Here is a 23,208-nt window from a genome sequence, read left to right as displayed (position 1 = left end):
TATCCCCCTCTGCGCCTTCTATTTTTACTGCACATACCGGAATTCTATTCCCTCTAATTCACAGAAATAACGGATTTCTTCGACCCAGTCTCCTGCTACGCCATGAATGTGATTGCACTCATACTGTTCCATAATCTTTTCATAAGGCGCATCTGGTTCCACATACATATGCGGCCACTGTTCACAGGTCTCCTTCAGCATGCTTTCCGGCATTTCTTTTGCAGTTCCGGTAAATACGGTAAATACAAATTTTCCCTGTGTATGGGTAATACGTCCAAATGTCATCCGGCCACCTTTTGCAATATATTCTACGTGGCAACCTTTTCCAGCATACTTCGGGATGATCGGCTTTAAAGTAACCTTTGTCAGATTTTCTTCCGGGCTGTTGCTCTGTGCTCCATACCAGGTAGACATAGCTCCACAGTTACAGAAATAAAACAGATTATTTTCTTTCGCGTAGTAACGGAAATCTGCAAACATCACCGGAAGTGCAGACAGCTCTTTCATGACCTGCATTGTCAGGCCGCCTTCTGCATCTGCCTCACAAGAATATACCATCGGTTCTTTTGGGCCATCCCAGTCATACGGATCGTTAAAAAATGCTGCTGAGAGGCACTGGGTACAGTAGTAAGCACTCAGCTCATAATGACATTTTACCCCAACAAAAGCAAATCCTTTTTCCTCACAAATGTCCTTCGTTGCATAATAGCATCGAATCTGCTGTTTTAAGGATTCTTCCGAAAGCTTCGCCTGGTCATAAGCAATCTTCACATGCCCTGACAGCCATAAAAATGCGTGCTCCACTTTTTCCTCTGGGACCAGTTTAGCTCGGCGCAGGATCTCCAGCTGATCCATGTGATCCACATCCACGCCAAACACTTTCTGCCAGGCATCCGTCTGCGCAGATCCAGAACCCATGCCAATGCTCCTGCCTCCAATCAGTCCAAAGGTCTGCCCTGTCATATCTGTCACCGCATGGGCTGCACGCAGAAAATGCATACAATGCTGCACTGTATCTGGATCATCCATATTTCCCCAGACCTTTTCACAGTGGTAACCACACTGCCTGATCATATTGCAAGCTGCCTGAAGGCCGCCAAGCCCTGGAAGTCCGCCATTGATGTTTGAAATCACCAATATCGGTACTTTCAGCACACTGGCTGCAATCACAGAGAAATTTGGAAATGCAAAAACAGGAACATTAAAGATTACTGCATCCGGCAATTCCGATTTTACTTCCAAAGCATATGCTTTTGCCTGTGCATTTCCGGCAATTACCCGAACTGGTCCGGTAAATTCGATTTCGCCAGTCTTTAGCAATGCTGTACGGATTTGCTGTTCCACCTCTGCAATATAAGGCGTAAGTCCTTCGTGAACGCTCTGCCTTCCATCTGAAAATGATAAAACCCCCACTTTTATCTTCGCCATGCTTTTCTCCTCTCCTGTTTTATACGCCACATCAGACAAGTTTTAATAAATGTTCACGGAATTCCTCATAACATCTGCAGATTTCATCTTCAAGGTGATCTTTTTCTTCATCATACGGAAAATCTATTTTCTCCCACCACTCCAGCAGCTCCTTTATTCCTGCTTCAAGACCTGTCTTCGGCTCATATTCCGGTGCTGCAGCTTTAAATTTATCCATGCAGAATACAGAAAAATGCACTTTTTCAAAATTCAAATGCTCGCATACGGATGGAAGCATTTCTCTGAGAAGCACCGTTGGAATGTAAACCATCTTTGGTTCTTTTCCCACTGCTTTTCCAACAGCCCGGTAAAGATCTTCCCACATTACAATTTCTGTATTGGTCACATGAAAATAATCATTATACGTTTTTTCATTTCCGCAGCTTAATACAAATCCCCTTGCGAGATCCTGCACAAATGTAAAGCTCCATGGAATTACGCCCTCTCCGATCATAACAACCGGTTTTCCTTCCCGGATCCGCCTGGCCACATTGCGGTTCTGTCTGAGAATTCCAAAATTAGCTGCTCCCGGACCAAATGTTAATGACGGACGAATGATGGTAATCGCTGCCTTTTGTTTTCCCATCATTCCCTGTAAGTAACGCTCTGCCTCTGCTTTGTTAAACCCATATGCAAAATCCGGTTTTTCCGTCAGTGTTTCTTTCGCCTCCCGGATCGGATAGCTCTGATAGGGCCTGTCATACGCTGCAATGCTAGATGTTACGATAATCTGGCTGACACGGTTTCCAAATACCTCTACCGTCTGTCTCGCTGCCTGCTCATTGAAGCAGATCATGTCAATCACGACATCGGCATCCACCGCTTTCATTTTTTCTGCAAATTCGTCCGCTCTGGTACGGTCTCCCAGAATGATCTCAATCCCCTCCAGCATCTCTTCTCTGTGATTTCCACGGTTAAAAACCATGATCTCATGTCCCTGTTCCAGCCCCTGTTTTACAATTTCACGGCTGATCACTCCGGTTCCACCTAAAATTAAGATTTTCATAAATTCGTTCCTTTATATTTGCTCACTGTCTCAAAAAATCCTTTTAAAAGCATCTGCCCTTCAGGTCCCTGAGGATCTGTCGGGCAGATAGTTTCATTACAGCTTTATCAGGTTCCCAGCAGATTGGGAAGAAATGTAGACAGCAATGGGATATAGGTTACACAGATCAGTGCTATGCCCATAACGATGTAAAATGGAATCATAGCCCTGGAAAGCTGACCAACACTGCGGCCAGATACTGCGCTTCCGATAAAGAGGGTATTTCCAACCGGCGGTGTGATCACACCGATACCAAGGTTTAAGATCAACATTGCGCAGAACTGACACGGATCCATGCCAAGGCTTGTGGTGATGGGAAGAAGGATCGGTGTAACGATCAGGATGATCGCCGACATATCCATAACCATGCCGCACAGGATCAAAAACAGATTGATCATAAGAAGAATGATAATCTTATTGCTTGTAATTGACATGATCAGCTCTGTTACATAGGTAGCAACATTCATGTAGGTAACAAGCCAGCTGAAACAGTTGGTCAGGCCAATCAAGATCAGGATGATCGCACTGGTCTTTAATGCTTTCGCAAAAATCTTCGGAACATCCTTAATCGCAATTTCCCGATATACAAAGATTCCTACAATCAGGGAATAGGCTACAGCAAACGCAGCTGCTTCTGTCGCGGTAAAGATTCCGCCCAGCACACCCACAACTACAATCATAACGGTACCAAGTCCCGGAAGTGCTTTGATAAACGCCTTAATGGCCAGGGAAAGCTTAAAGCCCTCACCCTTCGGATAATTCCGCTTTACTGCCACAATGTAACAGTAAATGCAGAGAACCAGCGCCAGTGTAAATCCAGGAAGCACACCGGCCATGAACAGTCTTGCAATGGATACATTTCCTGCAGCCAGTGCAAACAGCACCATGTTATGACTTGGCGGGATCAGCATGCCCTCTACCGAACTTGCCATGGTAACGCAGGTTGAAAAGTCTGTATCATACCCATCCTTTTCCATCATCGGAATCATCATCGGTCCAATAGTTGCGGTATCGGCAGCGGAAGAGCCGGAAATAGAACCGAAAAACAGGCTTGCCACAATATTTACATGCGCCAGACTACCGCGGATCCATCCCACCAGAGTCTTGGAAAGCGTAACCAGCCGGTCTGTTATACCGCCTGCTCCCATGATCTCACCAGCCAGAATAAAGAACGGTACGGCCATCAGGGAATAGACGTTCATGCCCTTGATAACCTGCATGGTCATCGTCTGGAGATCGACACCAATATAAGCGCATGTGAGCAGAGATGCTGTCATGATTGCCAGGAAAATATGTACCCCGGCAAACAGCAGCAGGAAAAATACTCCTAATAAAATTCCGATTGCTAAACTATTTACCTGCAATGATTTCACCCAACCTTCCTGCCATCGCCACGATCAGCATTCCAATTCCAACCGGTTCTGCCAGATACAGATAAGTCAGCGGTAATCTGGAACCCGTCATTTTTGTCATGCCTGCAAGGGCCGTTAAATGTAAACTATACTTAAAAAATACACAGAGGGCAGCAAATCCGATCAGATGAACCACCAGTTCCAATACCTTGTAAGCCTTAGGCGGCAAAACAGCTTTCCATAAATCCACCCGAATATGCCGATCCTCCTTTAAGGCTACTGCTGCGCTTAAAAAGCCGAACCACACCATGCACAACAGCGCAAGCTCATCGCCCCAGCGGGGCGCATTATGCATGACATAACGCATAAATACCGAATAAATCGCAATGCATACCATCCCCAGCATAAATATAACAGCAAACGCTTCTACTGCCAGGAAAATGATATCATACAGTTTTCTCAGTGCCTTCACCTTGATCACCTAATCCTTTTGCAATGTTGTTTTTAGTTCCCAAGATTTTCAATCTGAGCAACCAGATCTTCATATCCTGCGCCATACTCATCGGTAACGCCCTGACATGCTTCTTTCCATTTATCTTCATCTTCCGGATAACAGATGGTAACACCCTGCTCTTCACAGAATTTAATCTGATCATCCATTTTTGCTGCGCCTTCTTTTGCAAAGAAATCAGAAGAAACCTTCAGAGCATCCTTGACCCATCCCTTTTCCTCATCGTTTAAGGAAGACCAGGTCTTTTCGGAAATAACAACCGGATAGGTCGGAATCATACCATTATTCATGACAAAATACTTACACACCTCGTACAGCTTGTTGGATACAAAAGAGTCCATGGTATTTGCAGCTGCATCGATAACTCCGGTCGAAAGAGATGTATAAACCTCAGAGAAGGCCAGCGGAGTCGGATTCATACCAAGCGCAGCCTTGTAATCCATATACAGATTAGACTCCACGCTTCGGATCTTGAGACCCTTTAAATCTGCCAGAGTTTTCACTTCCTTTTTCGCAGTGAAAAAGCTTCTTGGTGTGTCTACATACCAGCCAAGACCTACAAATCCCACCTTGGCATCTGTGATATCCTGGAGCAGCTTGTCACCAATCTCACTGTTGGACATTTCAATTGCCGCATCACGATCTTTGAACACATAAGGAAGGGACGGAACCGCCATGCTTCCAATACCGTAATCATACAGTGCAGAGGCATCGCAGCGGTACATATCCAGAGTACCAAGCTGTACCATCTGCATACAGGTAGTTCCATTTCCAAGCTGTGCAGCCGGGTAATATTCAACCTTCATCTTTCCGCCGGATTTTTCAGCCAGCGCATTTGCAAAGGACTCGCCAATGGCCTGTCCGATCAGGGAAGAGGCCGGCTGGCTGTCACAGATGGAAATCACCCTCACATCGCCATCCGCTGCGGCAGAAGTGTCTGCCTGGGACTCTGCCTTCGTTGTTTCCGGTGCCTGCGATGCAGTTGTTTCTGTTTTCGCTCCTCCGCCGCATCCCGCACATGCAACTGCCATACTTGCTGCCACCATTGCCGCTACTAATTTCTTCATACCTTCTACCTCCAATATGTATTTTTGTGTATATTTGTAAACTTGTTACCCCTCATGATCATAAAACGGATTTTCTGCCGCATACGGAAGAGACTGCGGCTGATTATATCCAATGGACGTAATTCCCAGATACCGCAGTACCTCAAACACGGCCTCTGCCTGATTTTCAAACAGAATCGCCGCATGGTGCGGAAAATGCTGTTCTACCAGAACATATCGGTAAAAACGTTCCATTTCTTTCACCGCAAAGATGCCGTAATCTCCATAGGTATTTACCTCAGCAGGAAGAATCTCCCCATTTGCCACATAAGCCTTCAGCCTGCCATCCGGATCTGAATGAAGACGGAACATGGTCATTTTGCCCGAAATCATCTGCCCCTCCAGGGTTCCCCGGTTATTTTCCTTTCCTGTTTCCGGAGCGTAAGGATTCTTGCGGTTGATTTTATACTTCAGCTTTGGATTTACCAGACAGCCGGAACTGGTATTGCCGCAGTGAAAGGCCATAAACAGTTCTCCCTGTCTGTATGGAAATCCGTCTTGCCGGATATCCTGATAAATATCATCCGGAATCGCATTATTGATATCCATAAGCGTTACCGGCTTCTGTCCGATACACAGGCCTATATACTCTGAAAGCGCTCCATATACATCCGTTTCACAGGCAACCGGAATGCCCTGGCCTGCCAGACGGCTGTGTACATAGCATGGAAGAAAACCAAATACCTGCTGAAATGCCGGCCAGCATTTATTGGCAAATGCTGCATACCTGCGTTCTCCAAGATTATCTTTCATCCAGTCAAGCAATGTCACCTCATACTGGGCCATCCGCGGCAGGGTTTCCGTGTAGCGCGCTTCTCCCAGCTCCCGGATCATATCCTGCACAATTTCAGGTATTCTCGGATCATTCTCATGCTTCTGATATGCCAGATAAAGATCCAGTTCCGAATTTTCCTGGACAGCCACCCCAAGATCGTACAACCCCTGGATTGGAGCATTGCAGGCAACAAAATCATCTGGCCTTGGTCCGAACGTGATAAGCTTTAACTGGCTCAGTCCGACTATGGCACCTGCAATCCTTACAAACTTTCGAAAATTCTCTACCAACCCAGACAACGTCTGAATCGGATAGCGTGGGATCCAGGCCTTTACCCTGCGGATTCCCAGATTATAAGAACAATTCAGCAGTCCGCAATAGGAATCCCTTCTCGCATCGTACATCCGTGCATTGGAGTCTTCTGTGATCCCCGCATACATGACCGGTCCCTCAAAGCGCTGTGCTAATATGGTTTCCGGTGTCTCTGCCCCGAAATTCCCCAGAACAATCGCCAGGGCATTACAACGCTCTGTTTTCAGATATTCCAGGATCTCCGGGATTTGTTCCTCCCTTTCCACCAGAACCGGACAGACTGCACAAAAGAAGCCTTCCTGTTCCAGCAGGGATTTCAAACCGTCTGCGGCGTCCTGTGATAACTTTTCTGAAAAATTATTTCTGCTGCTCAGAACAACTCCAAGCCTGATTTCTGGATAATTTTGTTTCACAGCTCCTCCTGTTACCGGTTTACCACATTGACCGGTGTTCCTTCTGCATAAGCCTTTAAGTTATTTATTGCAATATCCATCAGCCTCTGTCTGGATTCCTTCGGGGCCCATGCGATATGGGGTGTAATAATACAGTTCTTCGCTTCAAGCAGCGGATTGTCCATTTGAATCGGCTCTGTGGAAACCACATCCACTGCGGCACCAGCTACTTTTCCATTGTTTAATGCATCCCGTAAATCCTTCTCCACGATCAACGGTCCGCGGGAATCATTGATAATCAGAACACCATCTTTCATTTTTGCAATGTTCTCTTTATTGATGATTCCTTCTGTTTCCGGGAAGAGCGGGCAATGCAGGGAAATAACATCGGATTCTTTCAGAAGTTCATCCAGGGAGGTATACCGACAGGTTTCACTCTCCAGATCTTTATTCTGATATGTATCATATGCCAGTACTTTCATGCCGAGCGCCTGAGCAATCCGGGCAGTTCCCTGGCCAATGCGTCCGAATCCAATGATTCCCATGGTCTTTCCGGCCAGCTCGATCAGTGGATAATTCCAGAAACACCAGTCTGCATTGCTGGTCCAGTCCCCACGCTTTACGCAGTCAGAATGGGCACCGATATGATGGCACAGCTCCAGCAAAAGCGCGATCGCATACTGGGAAACTGCATCGGTACCATATGTCGGAATATTGGTAACCACAATGCCTTTTTCCTTTGCAGCAGCGACATCCACCACATTATAACCGGTGGCCAGCACACCAATATATTTCAGCCCCGGGCATGCTTCCATCGTTTCCCGGCTGATCGGTGTCTTATTGGTATAAACAGCCTCTGCATCCCCGATCCGCTCTGCGATCTGACTATGATCCGTTGTCCTGTCATAAACCGTAAGTTCCCCCAGTGCCTCAAAACCACTCCAGCTTAAGTCACCTGGATTTTCTGTATAACCATCAAGAATCACAATCTTCATAGCGCTTCCTCCTAATCCTCAACCAGTGCCCACGCACGTTTCAGAACCCGCTTCGTGTTTGCAAGAATGATATCTCCGTCTTCATCTCCCCACGGAGTTACCTCCATAGACAGTACCAGCGGATCCTGTGCACGGAAGAACCCTTCCTGTTTCAATACCGTCAGGAAATCCACTAGCTGGTCTGTGTCGTTTGCGCTGTTCGGGAACCCAAAGCGCGGATGCTTATCCCCATATGCTTCGCAGCCTTTGATTACCACTGCATTTCCAAAATGAAGATGTGTGATATACGGCTTTAAGGTCTGGATCACAAATCTGGATGTTTCATAGGTTGTCGGGAAGTGCGACAGATCCACCAGCAGGCCAAAATTGTTATGGGTCTTTCTCATATCTGCTGCAAACTCTGCTGCATAGGGAGCCGGACCGATCAGTGCAGCTTTATCCATGTCAAAATCAAAAACCTCCAGTTCCACCATCATGTTTTTTTCTGCTGCGTAGGAACAGATGTTTCTGGTTGTCTTTAACAGCTGGCTGTATGCCTCTTCCTTTGTCTCCTCATTCCACTTTCCGGCCAAAAATGCAATTCCCTTTGCACCCATATACTGTGCCTCATCAATAGCCTCCAGAAGCGTTTCCTCTGCTTTTTTTCTGCCCTCCTCATCCACATCATTTGGATTCAGACCAGGCCCAAGCAATCTTGGCTGTGCCCCGTAACAGACTTTCATATGAGACTGTTCCAGCATATGCTTTACCTTGTCCCGTGTCTCATCATCTGCGATTTTTGTAATCTCGATGGCAGTAAAGAAATCATCAACCGCCAGAGTCTTTACAGAATCAAGAAGATCATAGCTTACCGGCGGATGTGACATCCACTGAATTGTTCCTATTTGAAAATATTTCTGAATCGGATCTTTCATCGTCCTACTTCTCCTTTCTTCTCAGCAGCTGTTTTGCCCGCTCTGCAATATGTTCTGCACCGAATCCATATTTGTGTGTCAGCAGATCCAGCGGACCGGATTCTGCGAAATCTTCCATCCCAAGAATTTCGACCGGTACCGGACAGGTTTCTGCGGTTACTTCTGTTACTGCACTTCCAAGACCACCGCGGATGGAATGTTCTTCTACGGTAAGAATCGCACCTGTCTTTTCAGCACATTCTGCAATCAGGCCGCGATCGATCGGTGCAATTGTATGCATATCCACTACCGTTGCTGAAATCCCCTGTGTCTCCAGGATTTTTGCTGCTTCCAGTACATTATAAAGAACAGTCCCGGCAGAAATGATGGTAAGATCTTTTCCTTCTGTGTGAACAACACCCTTTCCAATTTCAAACTGGAAATCCTCTTTATAGGTAACTGGCTCAGCGGCCCTGGAAAGCCGCAGATATGCAGGGCCTTCATACTCAGCGAGAGCCATGACGGCCTTTTTCGTCTCAACCGCATCTGCTACGGAAATGACCGTCATCCCAGGTATGGCACGCATTGCTGCGATATCCGTGATTGCCTGATGGCTTGCCCCATCATAGGAATCGGATAAGCCGCAATAGGTTCCGCACAGCCGGACATTCAGATGATCATATGCAATCAGTGACTGCACCGGATCCAATGCCCGGGATGCCATGAATACCGCAAAGGTATTCACATAGGGAATCATCCCCTCCAGAGCCATTCCTGCCGACATATTGACCATATTCAGCTCGCTGATCCCGACATTATAATAACGTTCCGGGTATGCTTTGCCAAAAAGAATGGATTTTGTAGAACCACCGACATCTGCTTCCAGGGCAACTACTTTTTCATTGATTCCGCCCAGTTCCCTTAATGCTTCTCCATAAGCATCACGGATTGCAATTTTTTCACTCATGAAGCCTCTCCTCCCAACTCTTTTTTCGCCTCTTTGTAATCCTCATCTCCAATGGCCTTTCCATGCCAGATGTTCTTTCCTTCCATGAAAGAAATACCCTTTCCCTTCACAGTCTCACAAATAACGATGGATGGTTTTTGCGTTTCTTCTTTCGCTTTTGCTACGGCATTGGCAATTTCCTCCACATCATGTCCATTGCAGGAAATAACATTCCATCCGAACGATGCCCATTTTGCTGCAAAATCCCCCATTGGCATGATTTCTTCCAGCGTGCCATCAAGCTGGACTCCATTGTGATCCAGAAATGCAATGCAATGTGTGGTCTGAAACTTGGATGCCGCCATTGCTGCTTCCCAGACACCGCCTTCCTCGCATTCACCATCGCCAAGGATTACATAAATGTAAGCATCACTATTTTTCAGGCGTTCTGCCAGTGCCATTCCAACACCTGCGCCAAGCCCCAGTCCCAGCGGACCGGTAGACAATTCAACCCCCGGAGTCTTGTGCGCGCAGGGATGTCCCTGCAGTCTGGAATTGAGCTGTCTTAACGTTTTCAGTTCTTCCTTCGGGAAATATCCAAGCTCCGCTAAAACCAGATACAGCATTGGGGCGGCATGGCCTTTGCTTAAAATCAACCGGTCACGTCCTTCCATCTTCGGATGCTTTGGATCATGATTCATACAGTCAAAATATAATGTCGTCAGAATTTCCGCACACGATAAGGATCCGCCCGGATGTCCTGTCTGAATCTCATGAAGCAAATCAATCAGTTCCTTGCGAAACTGAAGGCACTTTGCTTCCAGTTCTCTTTTTCTCTCCTCTGTCATGTTCATTTCACTCCTATTCTAATATGGCATATAGTCGGTTACTTTTGGTTTGATATAATGAATAGCTTTTCCCGCCATCCAGTCCGGATTATCTCCCGGAAGAATCTCCACAGAAACCCATCCGTCATAATGAATGGTTTTCAGTGCTTCAAATACTTCATCAAAATTCAGATGCCCCAGTCCGGGTGCCAGTCGGTTGGAATCAGCCAGATGTACATATTTAACCCATTTCCCGTTTCGGATCAGGCTGTCTCCAATCCGGTCATCCTCAATGTTCATATGAAATACATCCGCATGCAGTCCGCAGTTTTCCCGCTCAACTTTAGAAAGAAGCCTAGCACCTTCATCCAAATTGTTTACAAAATTAATCTCATAACGGTTTACCGGTTCAATCAGCATCTGAACCTTTTTCGCTGCTGCCCGATCACACAATGCGCGCATGGCATCCACAAATAATTTTTCTGCCTCCTCCCGGGTCTGCCCTTCTCCTACAAAGCCCCGTGTTCTTCCTGCATTGATGATGCCGCCAAACTCCTCCGCCAGATCGATGAGATTGGAAAAGACCTGGATGGTTTCTTTTCGTTTTTCCGGATCCGGATGTGTAAAATAAAGTCCAAGATCCGCAAACACCTGGCCTGTTGTGATGCAGCTGACTTCCATATGGTTATCCTTAAGCCATTCCCGAAGCTGTTTCCGGTCAATTTCATCTGCACGCTTTAACGCCAGTTCTACTCCATCATACCCATATTCCGATGCCTTCCGGATGGACTTTTCAAACCCTCTCCATACCACAAATGCAGAATCTTTTGCATTCGCTCCCGCAATCGTTACTGCTGTTTTCACGTGACACCTCCTGTTATTTTCTTTCTCCCGGCAGGATTGCTTCCGGTTCCGGTACCTGTTCACAGCAAAGCGTTTTTTCTGCCTCTTTAATCAGCCCCAGAGAAATGTTATGACGTCCTCCTTCAAACTCTTCCTTCAGCCAGGTCTCCAGAATATCAATTGCCTCAAATTCTCCGGTGATCTTGCCGCCCAGACAGAGAATATTGGAATCATTATGCCTTCTGGTCATTTTTGCCATATAAGTATCGGTGCAAAGCGAAGCCCGAACATCTTTAAAGCGGTTTGCAAAAATACTCATGCCAATACCGGTAGAACAAATCAGGATTCCACGCACAGCCTTCCCGGTAGATACTGCTTCGGCAACCTGTGCTGCATAATACGGATAGCGGACGATCTCTTCTGTATCGGTACCTACATTTACATATGGAATCCCGTGCTCATCCAAATAGGCTGTGATGATTTTTTTCAAGCGGCATCCACCATGATCATTTCCGATGTAAATTACTTTTTTTTCTTTCTCCACGCGCTTCTTTCCTCTATTATGAAACGTTTCATTTATGTTATTATTAAAAGAATCCTGTTTTTCAGGATTCTTTTAATAATCTACTCTGCTGCATATCCCACAGATTCCCTTTGTACCATCCGTGTCTCCATCACAATATGTTTCTGTTCAGGCGGAATATCCTCTCCCAAAATTGTCTGCTTCAGCAACCGGAAAGCGGCCACTCCAACCTCATATTTGGGCTGATGGATGGTAGTAAGGGCCGGGGTACAAAGCTTTCCCATTTCAATGTCGTCGTAACCAATAACAGAAATATCTGCCGGAATCTGCAGCCCTTTTTCCTGAATGGCCTTCATGGCTCCCATAGCCATCATATCATTGGATGCAATGACAGCTGTTGGAAGCGGGCTTGTTTTCAACAATTTTTTCATCATGTTAAAACCACTGTTTGTACTGTAATCACCAAGGCTCACATAATCCTGACGATACGGAATTTTTCTGGACTCCAGACAGTCTTCATACGCTTTCATCCTGCGTCGGCTGGAGTGGGATTCCATCAGGCCTCCAAGAAAGGCAATCCGGCTGTGTCCATAACGGAACAGCAGATTCATTCCCTGAACGATCCCCACATAATCGTTTACATTGACTTCCAAAAGCCCATCATCCTCATTCACTTCACAATCCTGGATCACCAATGCCGTCTGCTGTCCCAGTTCCAGGAGTTCGCTGCGCTCCATCTGAGGCTTTACCAGGATAATTCCATCCACTCCCTTGCTGAGTAGCGCATTGATATATACCTTTTCTTTTTCTTTTTGCCGGTCGCTGTTACATAAAAATACGGTAAACCCAGCTTTACGGGCTTCATCCTCCACACCTCTTGCAAGTTCCGGATAATAAGGATTAATAATTGTCGGAATAATCAATCCAATATTCTTTGTTGTTTTTGTCCGCAGCGCACTGGCTGTCATATTATAATGAAACCTCAACTTTTTTATGGCTTTCAAAACTTTTTCCCGGTTTTCCGGCTTAACGCTTTCCCTGCCATTCAGAACATTGGATACCGTTCCAAGAGATACACCCGCCTCCCTCGCTACATCTTTTATTGTAGTCATTCGTCCCTCCTTCCGACAGTGATTTCGCAAGAAATGGAACGTTTCATTTCTTATGAAATCATAATAGCACTACGGCTTTTCACAGTCAATCGCTTTTTTCACTCTATTGTCACTTTCGTCGTAATATCTAGTATTATATCGTTCTTTTTCGTCTTTTTAACCAAATCTTTTTCCGTTATTTGTTTTATAAATGAAACGTTTCATGTTTTACAAATAAAAACAGCATCTGATCCCCTATGTGCAATGATCAAATGCTGTTTTAGCTGGGCCAGCGGGATTCGAACCCTCGAGTGCAGGAGTCAAAGTCCTGTGCCTTACCGCTTGGCGATGGCCCAATGGTTTTCACAATACAAATGCCTGTCTATTATATCCGATTACTGCGAAAAAAGCAATAGCTTTACCTTTCAAATCCACCAAAATCCCACATTCAGCGAAAGCCTTGATTCAGTTGACGTACCCCATTGAAAATATTATAATAGAAGAATCAGCGGAAGTGCCGCACAAAGAATAAAGGAGTTTACAACATTTATGAAACAGATTATCCTGACTGGCGACCGTCCTACCGGCCGCCTTCATGTAGGCCACTATGTTGGCTCATTAAAAGAACGTGTCAGACTGCAGAATTCCGGCAAATACGATGAGATCTATATTATGATTGCCGATGCACAGGCTTTAACCGACAACGCAGAACACCCGGAAAAAGTACGCGACAACATTATCCAGGTTGCCCTGGATTACCTTGCATGCGGCCTCGACCCGAAGAAATCCACCATTTTCATCCAGTCTATGGTTCCGGAGCTCACTGAGCTTACTTTCTACTATATGAACCTGGTTACCGTTTCCCGTGTGCAGAGAAACCCAACCGTAAAGGCTGAGATCCAGATGCGTAACTTTGAGGCAAGCATTCCGGTCGGCTTCTTCTGCTACCCGATCAGCCAGGCAGCCGATATCACCGCATTCAAGGCTACCACCGTTCCGGTTGGTGAAGACCAGATGCCAATGATCGAACAGTGCCGCGAGATCGTGCACAAGTTCAATTCTGTATACGGCGAGACCCTGGTTGAGCCGCAGATCATCCTCCCGCAGAACCAGGCATGCTTAAGACTGCCAGGTATTGACGGCAAAGCAAAAATGAGCAAATCCCTGGGCAACTGCATCTACTTATCTGATGAGCCAGAGGATATCCGCAAGAAAATCATGTCCATGTTCACTGACCCCAACCACCTTCGCGTGGAAGATCCGGGACAGGTGGAAGGCAACCCGGTATTCATCTATCTCGATGCATTCTGCCGTCCGGAGCACTTCGCAGAATTCCTGCCGGATTACAACAGCCTGGATGAGTTAAAAGACCACTACCGCCGCGGCGGCCTTGGCGATGTCAAAGTCAAGAAGTTCTTAAACAATGTTATCCAGGACGAGCTGGCTCCGATCCGCGAGCGCAGAAAAGCATGGGAACAGCGTCTTCCGGATGTTTACGATATCCTGGCAGAAGGCAGCAAGCGTGCAAAGGAAACTGCAGCAAAGACCCTGGCAGATGTACGTCATTCCATGAAGATCGACTACTTCGACAATGGTACCTTAACCAAATAAAAGCGGCATTCATACAATGGCCGTCAATCGCACAAAAACCCCGGTGAAACCAATCACCGGGGTTTTTCAGTGCGGGCAACAGGACTTGAACCTGCACATCGGAGATACCAGAACCTAAATCTGGCGCGTCTGCCAATTCCGCCATGCCCGCGGATATGAAATTCTGTGTGCAGCGCGGGAATGCACTGCCGCTGTAAGATCATACAGATTGGAAAAGATCCCTACGCATATCTGCATAAGGATCTGACAATCAGGGTGGATAGAGGGATTCGAACCCTCGGCCTCCAGAGCCACAATCTGGCGCGCTAACCAGCTGCGCTATACCCACCATTATGAAATTCATCTTTCACTTTCGTGAAAGAAACGAGCCTGAAGGGATTCGAACCCCCGACCCACGGCTTAGAAGGCCGTTGCTCTATCCAGCTGAGCTACAGACTCACTTTGAAAAGATAAACTTTTCAAGAGCGGGTGATGGGAATCGAACCCACGTATCCAGCTTGGAAGGCTGGTGTTCTACCATTGAACTACACCCGCATATTCAATTCAATCGGGGTGACAGGATTCGAACCTGCGACCCCCTGGTCCCAAACCAGGTGCTCTAGCCAAGCTGAGCCACACCCCGGATCACTGAAAACCTGTATGTTCATCCGCTCTCTCAGAGTGCTACTGAACAACGCGAGAGTAATTATATAATACAGGTCTTCTTTTGTCAACAGTTTTTGAAAAATTTTTTTATATTTTTTTATTCCCCTAAAAACATCATGTGATATTTCGCGGTTCCGTCATCTGCCAGGTCCATGATCATGTAAGAAGGCATTCTGCCCTCCTGTCGCGGATAGGAAAGACTGCCCGGATTTAAAAGCGTGATTCCATCCAGCTCCTCCAGATATGGGCGGTGAGTATGACCGAACATGGCAATGTCACAGCCACGATCCTTTGCTTCCTCCCAGAGGCGGTCCACATCCAGAGATACATTATAATAATGACCGTGAGTCAGAAAAGCTCGGTGCGGTCCAAGATCCAGTTCTATTTCCCGGTCCAGCGAGGAAAAGAAATCATTGTTTCCCTGTACCATTACCAGATCACAGTCCTCATCAAGCCAGTCCGCGATCACATGCTCGCTTCCCTCTGCGTCTCCCAGATGGATCAGCATATCAAACGGCTTCTCCTTCTCGATCACATCATACAGGTTTCCGTCTTTTCTGTGGGTATCACTCACGATCAGTATCTTCATCAGGCTTCCTCCTCAAAGTAATGCTCTAATTCCTTTTTCATGGCCTCCAGCGCCTTGCCGCGATGGCTGATCGCATTTTTCTGCTCCATCGTGATTTCCGCGGAGGTCATGCCGAATTCCGGAAGATAGAGGATCGGATCATAGCCAAAGCCGCCGCATCCGGCCGGTTCCATGGCAATCTGTCCCTCCATAGCTGCCTCTGTGTGCAGAACACGTCCGTCCGGAAGGACTGCTGCAATATTGCAGACAAAGCGGGCACTGCGCTCCTGGCCTTTTGCGTCTGCCAGACGGTCAATGATATTCCGGTTCTTGATCTCGTAAGAGGTATCCTCGCCCATATAGCGTGCAGAATAAATGCCCGGCTCTCCGCCAATGTAATCCACCACAAGACCGGAGTCATCTGCCAGCACTATATCACCGGTGCAGTTCCAGACCGCGCGAGCCTTGATTTCCGCGTTTTCCGCAAATGATCTTCCATTTTCCACGATTTCGGGGTCTGCCCCGGCCTCCTTCATGGAAACCACCTCACAGCCCAGATCAGCCATGATCAAGCGGATCTCTTTCATTTTTCCGGCATTGCCGGTTGCAAAGACGATTCTGTGTTTTTTCATATTTTCTCCATTCTTTCTACTGCATCACCGTATATGCTTTCAGACAGAGGTTACACTCCTGCTCTGTTTCCACCCGTTCCCATACATCACCATCTGCACTTAAATATCCCTCTCCGTCCGTGATATCCACCAGGCAGCGTCCGTCTCCTGAATCGTATTCAATCGCCATGGGATGAACTGCTCCCGGCGTATGAAGCTTCAAGGTCACAGCAAAGCGCTCTCCCGGCTTAACTTTTACCGGTTCCGCAAGCGGTATGGTGTAATAGCCCGCATACGGAAGCGTTCCGGATACCGTTCCAAGCTTCTTTTGCTTTAAGTGCCTCCAGTCTGCTGCCGGCTGGTCCGGCACGTCCGTGACGATGCCGATCTCATATTCCGTATCTGCATCCACCGCATAAAATCCGACAGCACAGATCTGCTGCATGCCGGCTGAAGCCGTATAAACATTTGCTCCCCACACATTCTCATTTCCATAGCCGATCTGCCCCAGCCATCCGCACAGATCAGTCTGATAGATCCGGTCATAATTGTCTGCCGGTTCCACATCGGAATAGAGCAGATTGGTGGTACAGAGATTGGTATCGTAATAGGAAACATAGAAAAACCCCGCTTCGCCGAATCCCGTTCCCCAGCTGTTCTCGCAAAGAAAAGCGCCATTATCCGGCGGAAGCTCCGAAAAATTTTCTGCCGGATAATCATCATCCCAGCCCACAATGACCACATCGTGGTTGGGCGGAAGCGTTCCGGAATAATAGTAGGCTCCGGTTTTGTCATTATAGTAGCGGCTGTCCTGCTCCTGCCTCTGCAGTGTCGTATACAGTGCGCTCTGGACACCACCGGTCCGGTACACAGCTGCTTTGACAGCCTCACGGTCATATGCCGGCAGAATCCGGATCTCCTGTACATGCTTTGCCGCCGTCAGTCCCTCCGGCGAGATACCGTCCCCATAAGGATCCTCCTCCTCCAGGACAGGTCCTCTCCAGGAAAGCAGATAGGCCATGGACATGATATAGTCGCCTCCGCTTTTCTGATCCAGCAGAAAATTCGGATCATGGGACATATGGTCCTCCGAAAAATCATAGGATTCCTCCGGCAAAAGGCTGCTTTCCAGCGCCAAAAGCGATGCAAAGGCCCAGCAGGTGCCAAGATCTCCCTGGTTCTTTACCGGAGCTGTGCGTCCATCCTCCCGGGCATCATATCGCGCCGGAAGTTCTGAGTTTTCCGGTATCACAAGCTCTGTCACCGCAGAGGTTGTCTCTGATGTTGAAATTTTCTCAGCTGTACAGCCGACTGCAAAAAATGCCGCGGCAGTCAGCACAGGAACCAGCCACATCCGCGCAAATCTATTTTTCAATTCAGCTTCTCCCTGCCTGTTCCATGGAGGCTTACTGTTCACAATCCTGTTTTTTCGGTGCGCCCTCCGGTTTTCTTCTCGGCGGCTTCGGGCCCAGGAACTGATAGAAATAGGTCTTCATCATACCATTGTAGATCTTACGGTTTTTATCTGCCTTGCGGCCCATATACTTTTCAACATCTTCATAGGAAGTAATGATAAACGCAGACCAGCTGTCCAACGCCTTAAAGCGCTCTCCGATCTGGGTATACAGAGCCGGAAGATTCTTTTTGTCTTCAATACGCTCGCCATACGGCGGGTTGGTGATCAGGAAACCGTATTTTTTCGGATGGCTTAGCTCCGACACCGGTCTCTGCTGGAAATGGATCATATGAGCCACGCCAGCCAGCTCTGCATTGGCTCTGGCTGCCTTAATGACCTCCGGATCCAGATCATAGCCCTGAATATCCACACTCACCGTATCGTCCACCATCTCCTGGGCCTCATCCATAGCCTCATACCAGCACTTGCGCGGAATGATCTGCTTCCAGTCCTCTGAAAGGAAGGAGCGGTTCATGCCCGGCGCCATATTAGCCGCCATCATGGCTGCCTCAATGGGAAAGGTTCCGCTTCCGCAGAACGGATCTACCAGGATGCGGTCCTTATTCCACGGCGTCAGCATAATGAGGGCCGCTGCCAGAGTCTCCTCGATGGGAGCCTTGCTGGTCAGCTTGCGGTATCCGCGCTTATGAAGGGACTCGCCGGTGGTATCCAGCGCTACCGTCACAATATCCTTATACAAAGATACGCGCACCGGATAATCCGCACCGGTCTCCGGGATCACAGACACACCATAGCCCTGCTTCATGCGCTCTACCATAGCCTTTTTCATGATGGACTGGATATCAGACGGGCTAAAGAGCTTGCTCTTGATGGAATTGGCCTTCTTGACCCAAAAACGGCCATCCTGCGGGATATATTCCTCCCATGGCAGTGCCTTGGTTCCCTGGAAAAGCTCCTCAAAGGTGACAGCCTTAAAGCTTCCCACCTTCAGCAGAATACGCTCCGTCGTGCGCAGGAAAATATTCGCGCGGCAGATAGCCTCCGCATCTCCGAGGAAGGTTACCTTTCCGTCCTCCACCTGGGCAATCTCATAGCCGAGATCCAGGATTTCTTTTTTCAGGACTGCCTCCAGGCCAAAATGACAGGGTGCAATCAGTTCATATACTTTTGTCGCCATACCATTCCTTTCCTAACCTAATTTTGCCTCTTTGACTACATTTCCGTCAAAGTCAAGGATCTTGAAATCCTGCTCATCCAGGATCGCGTATGTAGCCGGATTGCCGCCCTTCGGGATGGAGGTGGAACCCGGGTTTAAGATGTAATGGCCGTTTACTTTTTCTGCCTTCAGAAGATGTGTATGACCATGTACCAGAATATCTCCTGCCTTTAACGGCGGCATCTGGTCCTGATTGAACAGATGACCGTGGGTAGCAAAGAAGGTCAGGCCATTTAACACCAGAATGGCATAATCCGCCATAACCGGGAACTCCAGAACCATCTGGTCTACCTCAGCCTCGCAGTTGCCGCGCACGGCAATGATCTCATTTTTGTACTCATTTAACATGGCGATCACCTGCTTCGGCGCATACTCCTGCGGAAGGTCGTTGCGTGGTCCGTGATACAGAAGATCACCCAGCAAAATCAGGCGCTCTGCTCCGGACTGACGGTACACCTCAAGCATTTTCCTGCAGTAATGGGCAGAACCGTGAATATCAGATGCAAACATGTATTTCATAGCGTATTCTCCTCGTCTTTTCTTGGAATTAATACTGTTATTTTATTACCCGCCCATGAACTTGTCAACGAATACCTCTGCCGAAATCATAACTGAAATCATAACCCGGAAATACCGCTCCCAAAAATCAGCATTGTGGTCCCCACTCAAGATACTTCCCACGGTAGGCCTGGATTCCGCCATATACATCCGCTGTCTCATATCCCAGAGAGGCCAGCCATCTGGCCGCCCGCATGCTGTTCGGTCCATGGTAACAGTAAAGCACGATCAGACTCTCCTGCGGCAGCTCCCCGATCCTGGCCCGCAGTTCTCCGTACGGAATATTCACAGCACCCCGGATATGTGCCCTGCGGTAGGCACGTGCATCCCGCATATCCACCAGAAACAGCCTCTTTCCCTGATCCAGGTATTCATCCAGCTGTGCTCCGCTTATCAGATCCCACATACGCATCCGCCTGTCCGTCTTTCTTACTATATCTTATGCAGACAGGCTGCGGTTGGACAATCCGCGAAAAAAGAATGTGCCTTTGCGCCGAGTGCGCATCCCTGCGGAGCGCTTTTTTGTTTCATAGGCGCAATTTCCTATGAAACAAAAAAAGGCCGTCTTCCCTGAGAAGACGACCCTTTTCCTGTTGCAGCCTGCTAATTTCTGCTGCTGTTATCCATATTGTTCCGGCTGCTGTTGTATGCTTTATTCCGGCTGCTATTCTGCGCCTTGTTCTGCCCGGAATTCCGGCTGCTGTTCTGGCCGGAATCGCGGCTGGTATTCCGGGTACTGTTCTTCTCAGAATCCACAGAGTCAGAAGTATGGCAGTTTCTGCTATTGTCCATATCATTGTAATGGTCTCTCATGATCGCTACCTCCTGTTTGAGCTGTAAATTTGTTACGGGATTAGTATGCGAATCTGCATTACAAATATACTGTCCTGATCCTGTCTGTTTTTTCCAAAACGGAAAAGCCGGACAGGGGAGCTGTCCGGCCTTCACTAGGGAGTATAAATAATTAATAAGGTTGAAGAACCTGACTAAGGGAATCAGCATTCTTCCGCTTCATTATACTGGAAATGTGTGGAAAAAGCAATGCGATTTAAAACATGCTTACAATCTTCACCGGATTGCGGTAATTCCATTTGGAAATCTTGATGCCGGTCGCATAAGTAGACGCATGCACGATCTTTCCGTCTCCGATATACATGGCTACATGATTGATGCCGGAACCGCCGGAGTAAAACAGCAGGTCGCCAGGCTGCATCTGACTGGAGTTCACTGCGTGACCCTGGGTTGCCTGAGAACCGGAAGAACGGTTCATGCTGATGCCTGCGCCATGCTGCATGACATAGCGCACAAAGCCGGAACAGTCAACACCGGTATGCGGGTCATTGCCGCCTGCGCGGTACGGGCCGCCCACAAACTGGAGCGCATAGTCCACAAGATTCTGGCGGGCACTGGCTGCCTCTTCTGCTGCCCTGGCTGCCGCTTCCTCGGCTGCTGCCAGTTCTTCTTCCAGCTTCTTTGCTGCCTGGATTTCCGGAGCCGGTCCATTGTCCTCGTCAGCCACCTCTTCTGCCGCCACTTCGAGTACAGTAGAAACCGGAGCCTCCTGGATGACCTCCGGCTCTGCATGTGCAACCATAGGTCTCTGCCACATCAAACCGCCTGATACTGCCAGCACTGCTGCTATGTATAATACTGTTTTCTTCATGAACCGCTCTCCAATCGTGAATACTTTATTTCTAAATATTACATAATTGTTAACTATGTTACAAAGAGATTATACACTTGTGACGCTTATGAGTCAAGCAATCTGGTCAAAATTTACTTTTTCTTAATAATTTCCTTTCGTTTTCTGTGCTATCTGTATAATTTAACCCATAAAATGGTAAAAAGCCGAGGGAGCAGACCCATGAAATCTTCTCTCCTGTTTCAATATGCCCTTTCCCGCTTTCTCCGTTTTGTGGTTACCGCGGAAATCCTGATCCTGACGGCCCTCTGCCTTTCTGTTTTCTCCCGGAAGCTATCTTCCGGAGCCATTTTTTCCAGCACCCAAAACGCCACTCCGTCAGACTCCGCTCAAACAGAAGAAAAAAAGTATATTAAGTGGGTCGATTTTTCTGTTCCGGATGAAGCGCTGCGTCAGGCTCTCCGTCTGGATGTAGACAGCTTTACATCTGACTGCCACCTAAACTGGATCGAGCTTCTCGCTTACCTTGCAGCTCGTTACGGAGGCGATTTTTCCCGGTTCCGCACTACCGACATGGATACACTGGCAGAACGTATAAAAGGTGGCGAATCCATGCAGACCCTGACAGAAAACATGAAATACTACGCCTATTATCTGGAGGCCTACACTGCAGTTCTTGGCGGCATGGTCGGCACTTATGAAATTCAGGAGCCGGCAGAAAACGGCAGCCTGTCCTGGGTTACCAAATACGGATTAAAAGCCTTCTCTCCCATTGCTAAGCATTTTCCCTATCAGGATTATGACGATTTTGGTGTTTCCCGCAGCTATGGCTTCAAGCGCCAGCATCTCGGACATGATATGATGGGCCAGGTAGGAACTCCCGTCATTGCCGTGGAATCCGGCTATGTGGAGGCTATCGGCTGGAACCAGTACGGAGGCTGGCGGCTTGGGATCCGCAGCTTTGACAAAAAACGCTACTATTACTATGCACATCTGCGAAAAAACTATCCCTATCACAAAGCCTTAAAGGAGGGCAGCATCGTCCAGGCCGGGGATGTGATCGGTTATCTGGGCCGCACCGGCTATAGCCGCACGGAAAACACGAACAATATCGATGAGCCGCATCTGCATTTTGGGCTTCAGCTCATCTTTGATGAATCCCAGAAGGATGGAAATAACGAGATCTGGATTGACTGTTACCAGCTTGTCCGGTTTCTGCAGCTGAACCGCTCCGAAACAAAAAAAGACCCGGAAACAAAAGAATATTCCCGGGTTCTTGAAATGCGTGACCCTGCAATTCCTTAGCAGAGTGCAGACTGCATTTTTATTCAGATATTTCAGCCTCGCGGACCGCGAACCAGCCACATGACCAGGATCACAATGCCGATCACCGGCAGCAGCGGAATCACCAGTGTCAGAATTCCGCCTATAATGGTCAGCACCAGTGTAAAAAACAAGATCACGACCACAACAGCCAGAAGCTTCCAGTACCACTTGTTCAGGTTGTAGTAGTGGATATTTCCGGTTCCGCCGTAATTGCCATACTGGGCCTGCTGCGGCTCCTCCTGCTGACTGGTTCTGCCGCTGTTTCCGGCAAAACTGCCGAACGGATGATACTCCTCATACTCACCCTCTGCCGCTCCCGGCGTTGTATCCAGAATGGTACGGGCAATCAGACGCGGATCTCCCAGTTCATCCATAATGTCAGATTCCGAACGTCCCTTCTGACGCTCGGAACGAATATAATCATCGTAATAACGGAGATTGTCCCGCACCACAGACGGCGGAACATTGCCGGAAAGCGCATTCTCCAGTCCCCGCAGAAATTCTTCTCTGTTCAACTCGGTATGCCTCCTCTCAGG

The 23,208-nt window shown here is 47.9% G+C and carries 24 protein-coding genes and 6 tRNA genes; 2 read left to right on the top strand and 28 right to left on the bottom strand.

Features of this window, described 5'->3' with window-relative positions; all coding sequences use genetic code 11:
- Positions 1–24: 24 nt before the first annotated feature.
- The 14 genes from ACMP1L_RS13355 to ACMP1L_RS13290 form a co-directional block, all read right to left on the bottom strand.
- Complete coding sequence (locus tag ACMP1L_RS13355; RefSeq protein ID WP_418453314.1) at positions 25–1,428, bottom strand: L-fucose/L-arabinose isomerase family protein; 1,404 nt, start codon at positions 1,426–1,428, stop codon at positions 25–27.
- 31 nt (positions 1,429–1,459) lie between these two features.
- The gene (locus ACMP1L_RS13350; protein WP_418453313.1) at positions 1,460–2,473 is read right to left on the bottom strand and encodes an NAD-dependent epimerase/dehydratase family protein; all 1,014 of its coding nucleotides are present in this window, start codon (positions 2,471–2,473) and stop codon (positions 1,460–1,462) included.
- A gap of 107 nt (positions 2,474–2,580) precedes the next feature.
- On the bottom strand, positions 2,581–3,885 hold the full coding sequence (locus ACMP1L_RS13345) for a TRAP transporter large permease (protein WP_418453312.1): 1,305 nt from the start codon (positions 3,883–3,885) through the stop codon (positions 2,581–2,583).
- The gene (locus ACMP1L_RS13340; RefSeq protein WP_418453311.1) at positions 3,863–4,336 is read right to left on the bottom strand and encodes a TRAP transporter small permease; all 474 of its coding nucleotides are present in this window, start codon (positions 4,334–4,336) and stop codon (positions 3,863–3,865) included. The genes ACMP1L_RS13345 and ACMP1L_RS13340 overlap by 23 nt, the downstream gene beginning before the upstream one ends.
- 32 nt (positions 4,337–4,368) lie before the next feature.
- Positions 4,369–5,442, bottom strand: coding sequence for a TRAP transporter substrate-binding protein (locus tag ACMP1L_RS13335; protein WP_418453310.1), 1,074 nt, complete (start codon positions 5,440–5,442; stop codon positions 4,369–4,371).
- 45 nt (positions 5,443–5,487) lie between these two features.
- Positions 5,488–6,981 (bottom strand): L-fucose/L-arabinose isomerase family protein, encoded by a 1,494-nt coding sequence (locus ACMP1L_RS13330; RefSeq protein WP_418453309.1) that lies wholly within the window; start codon positions 6,979–6,981, stop codon positions 5,488–5,490.
- An 11-nt stretch (positions 6,982–6,992) separates the two neighbouring features.
- On the bottom strand, positions 6,993–7,955 hold the full coding sequence (locus ACMP1L_RS13325) for a D-2-hydroxyacid dehydrogenase (RefSeq protein ID WP_418453308.1): 963 nt from the start codon (positions 7,953–7,955) through the stop codon (positions 6,993–6,995).
- An 11-nt stretch (positions 7,956–7,966) separates the two neighbouring features.
- Entirely contained in the window at positions 7,967–8,869 is a 903-nt protein-coding gene (locus tag ACMP1L_RS13320; RefSeq protein WP_418453307.1) for a sugar phosphate isomerase/epimerase family protein, read from the bottom strand.
- Positions 8,870–8,873: 4 nt separating this feature from the next.
- Positions 8,874–9,815, bottom strand: coding sequence for a transketolase family protein (locus ACMP1L_RS13315; protein ID WP_418453306.1), 942 nt, complete (start codon positions 9,813–9,815; stop codon positions 8,874–8,876).
- Positions 9,812–10,642 (bottom strand): transketolase, encoded by an 831-nt coding sequence (locus tag ACMP1L_RS13310; protein ID WP_475544553.1) that lies wholly within the window; start codon positions 10,640–10,642, stop codon positions 9,812–9,814. Before ACMP1L_RS13310 ends, ACMP1L_RS13315 begins: the two co-directional genes overlap by 4 nt.
- An 18-nt stretch (positions 10,643–10,660) precedes the next feature.
- Positions 10,661–11,485: a TIM barrel protein gene (locus tag ACMP1L_RS13305; RefSeq protein WP_418453304.1), complete on the bottom strand. Its 825-nt coding sequence runs from the start codon at positions 11,483–11,485 to the stop codon at positions 10,661–10,663.
- Between the two features lie 13 nt (positions 11,486–11,498).
- On the bottom strand, positions 11,499–12,008 hold the full coding sequence (gene rpiB, locus ACMP1L_RS13300; RefSeq protein WP_418453303.1) for a ribose 5-phosphate isomerase B: 510 nt from the start codon (positions 12,006–12,008) through the stop codon (positions 11,499–11,501).
- 80 nt (positions 12,009–12,088) lie between these two features.
- On the bottom strand, positions 12,089–13,099 hold the full coding sequence (locus tag ACMP1L_RS13295) for a LacI family DNA-binding transcriptional regulator (RefSeq protein WP_418453302.1): 1,011 nt from the start codon (positions 13,097–13,099) through the stop codon (positions 12,089–12,091).
- Between the two features lie 263 nt (positions 13,100–13,362).
- Positions 13,363–13,434: transfer RNA gene (locus tag ACMP1L_RS13290), tRNA-Gln, on the bottom strand.
- 193 nt (positions 13,435–13,627) lie between these two features.
- Here ACMP1L_RS13290 and trpS point away from each other — a divergent pair.
- The gene (gene trpS / locus ACMP1L_RS13285) at positions 13,628–14,689 is read left to right on the top strand and encodes a tryptophan--tRNA ligase (protein ID WP_418453301.1); all 1,062 of its coding nucleotides are present in this window, start codon (positions 13,628–13,630) and stop codon (positions 14,687–14,689) included.
- 70 nt (positions 14,690–14,759) lie between these two features.
- Here the strand turns inward: trpS and ACMP1L_RS13280 are convergent.
- The 13 genes from ACMP1L_RS13280 to ACMP1L_RS13220 form a co-directional block, all read right to left on the bottom strand.
- A tRNA-Leu gene (locus tag ACMP1L_RS13280) sits at positions 14,760–14,840 on the bottom strand.
- Positions 14,841–14,943: 103 nt separating this feature from the next.
- Positions 14,944–15,017, bottom strand: a tRNA-His gene (locus ACMP1L_RS13275).
- Between the two features lie 36 nt (positions 15,018–15,053).
- A tRNA-Arg gene (locus ACMP1L_RS13270) sits at positions 15,054–15,127 on the bottom strand.
- 25 nt (positions 15,128–15,152) lie between these two features.
- Positions 15,153–15,223: transfer RNA gene (locus tag ACMP1L_RS13265), tRNA-Gly, on the bottom strand.
- Between the two features lie 13 nt (positions 15,224–15,236).
- A tRNA-Pro gene (locus ACMP1L_RS13260) sits at positions 15,237–15,311 on the bottom strand.
- Positions 15,312–15,431: 120 nt separating this feature from the next.
- The gene (locus ACMP1L_RS13255) at positions 15,432–15,923 is read right to left on the bottom strand and encodes a metallophosphoesterase family protein (protein WP_418453300.1); all 492 of its coding nucleotides are present in this window, start codon (positions 15,921–15,923) and stop codon (positions 15,432–15,434) included.
- Entirely contained in the window at positions 15,923–16,534 is a 612-nt protein-coding gene (gene rdgB / locus ACMP1L_RS13250) for an RdgB/HAM1 family non-canonical purine NTP pyrophosphatase (protein WP_373245212.1), read from the bottom strand. Before rdgB ends, ACMP1L_RS13255 begins: the two co-directional genes overlap by 1 nt.
- Before the next feature lie 16 nt (positions 16,535–16,550).
- Positions 16,551–17,888: a lectin like domain-containing protein gene (locus ACMP1L_RS13245; protein ID WP_418453299.1), complete on the bottom strand. Its 1,338-nt coding sequence runs from the start codon at positions 17,886–17,888 to the stop codon at positions 16,551–16,553.
- A gap of 31 nt (positions 17,889–17,919) precedes the next feature.
- Positions 17,920–19,107, bottom strand: a complete 1,188-nt coding sequence (locus ACMP1L_RS13240; protein WP_118733550.1) for a THUMP domain-containing class I SAM-dependent RNA methyltransferase — start codon at positions 19,105–19,107, stop codon at positions 17,920–17,922.
- Between the two features lie 12 nt (positions 19,108–19,119).
- Positions 19,120–19,665: a phosphodiesterase gene (gene yfcE, locus ACMP1L_RS13235; RefSeq protein WP_118733549.1), complete on the bottom strand. Its 546-nt coding sequence runs from the start codon at positions 19,663–19,665 to the stop codon at positions 19,120–19,122.
- 127 nt (positions 19,666–19,792) lie between these two features.
- Entirely contained in the window at positions 19,793–20,110 is a 318-nt protein-coding gene (locus tag ACMP1L_RS13230; RefSeq protein ID WP_182432648.1) for a rhodanese-like domain-containing protein, read from the bottom strand.
- A gap of 197 nt (positions 20,111–20,307) precedes the next feature.
- A complete protein-coding gene (locus ACMP1L_RS13225; RefSeq protein WP_373245219.1) occupies positions 20,308–20,517 on the bottom strand; it encodes a hypothetical protein in 210 nt (69 codons plus the stop codon).
- 235 nt (positions 20,518–20,752) lie between these two features.
- Positions 20,753–21,367 (bottom strand): C40 family peptidase, encoded by a 615-nt coding sequence (locus ACMP1L_RS13220; protein WP_177303806.1) that lies wholly within the window; start codon positions 21,365–21,367, stop codon positions 20,753–20,755.
- Positions 21,368–21,568: 201 nt separating this feature from the next.
- Here ACMP1L_RS13220 and ACMP1L_RS13215 point away from each other — a divergent pair, with 201 nt between their 5' ends.
- A complete protein-coding gene (locus ACMP1L_RS13215; RefSeq protein WP_418453298.1) occupies positions 21,569–22,651 on the top strand; it encodes a M23 family metallopeptidase in 1,083 nt (360 codons plus the stop codon).
- Between the two features lie 32 nt (positions 22,652–22,683).
- Here ACMP1L_RS13215 and ACMP1L_RS13210 read toward each other — a convergent pair whose 3' ends face one another.
- On the bottom strand, positions 22,684–23,187 hold the full coding sequence (locus tag ACMP1L_RS13210) for a DUF1700 domain-containing protein (RefSeq protein ID WP_118733544.1): 504 nt from the start codon (positions 23,185–23,187) through the stop codon (positions 22,684–22,686).
- Positions 23,188–23,208 lie beyond the last annotated feature (21 nt).

It is taken from the genome of Ventrimonas sp., assembly GCF_048380235.1.
Classification (GTDB): Bacteria; Bacillota; Clostridia; order Lachnospirales; family Lachnospiraceae; genus Brotaphodocola.
The sequence above is the reverse complement of the archived record's forward strand: the minus strand, read 5'-3'. Positions and strand labels throughout refer to the sequence as shown.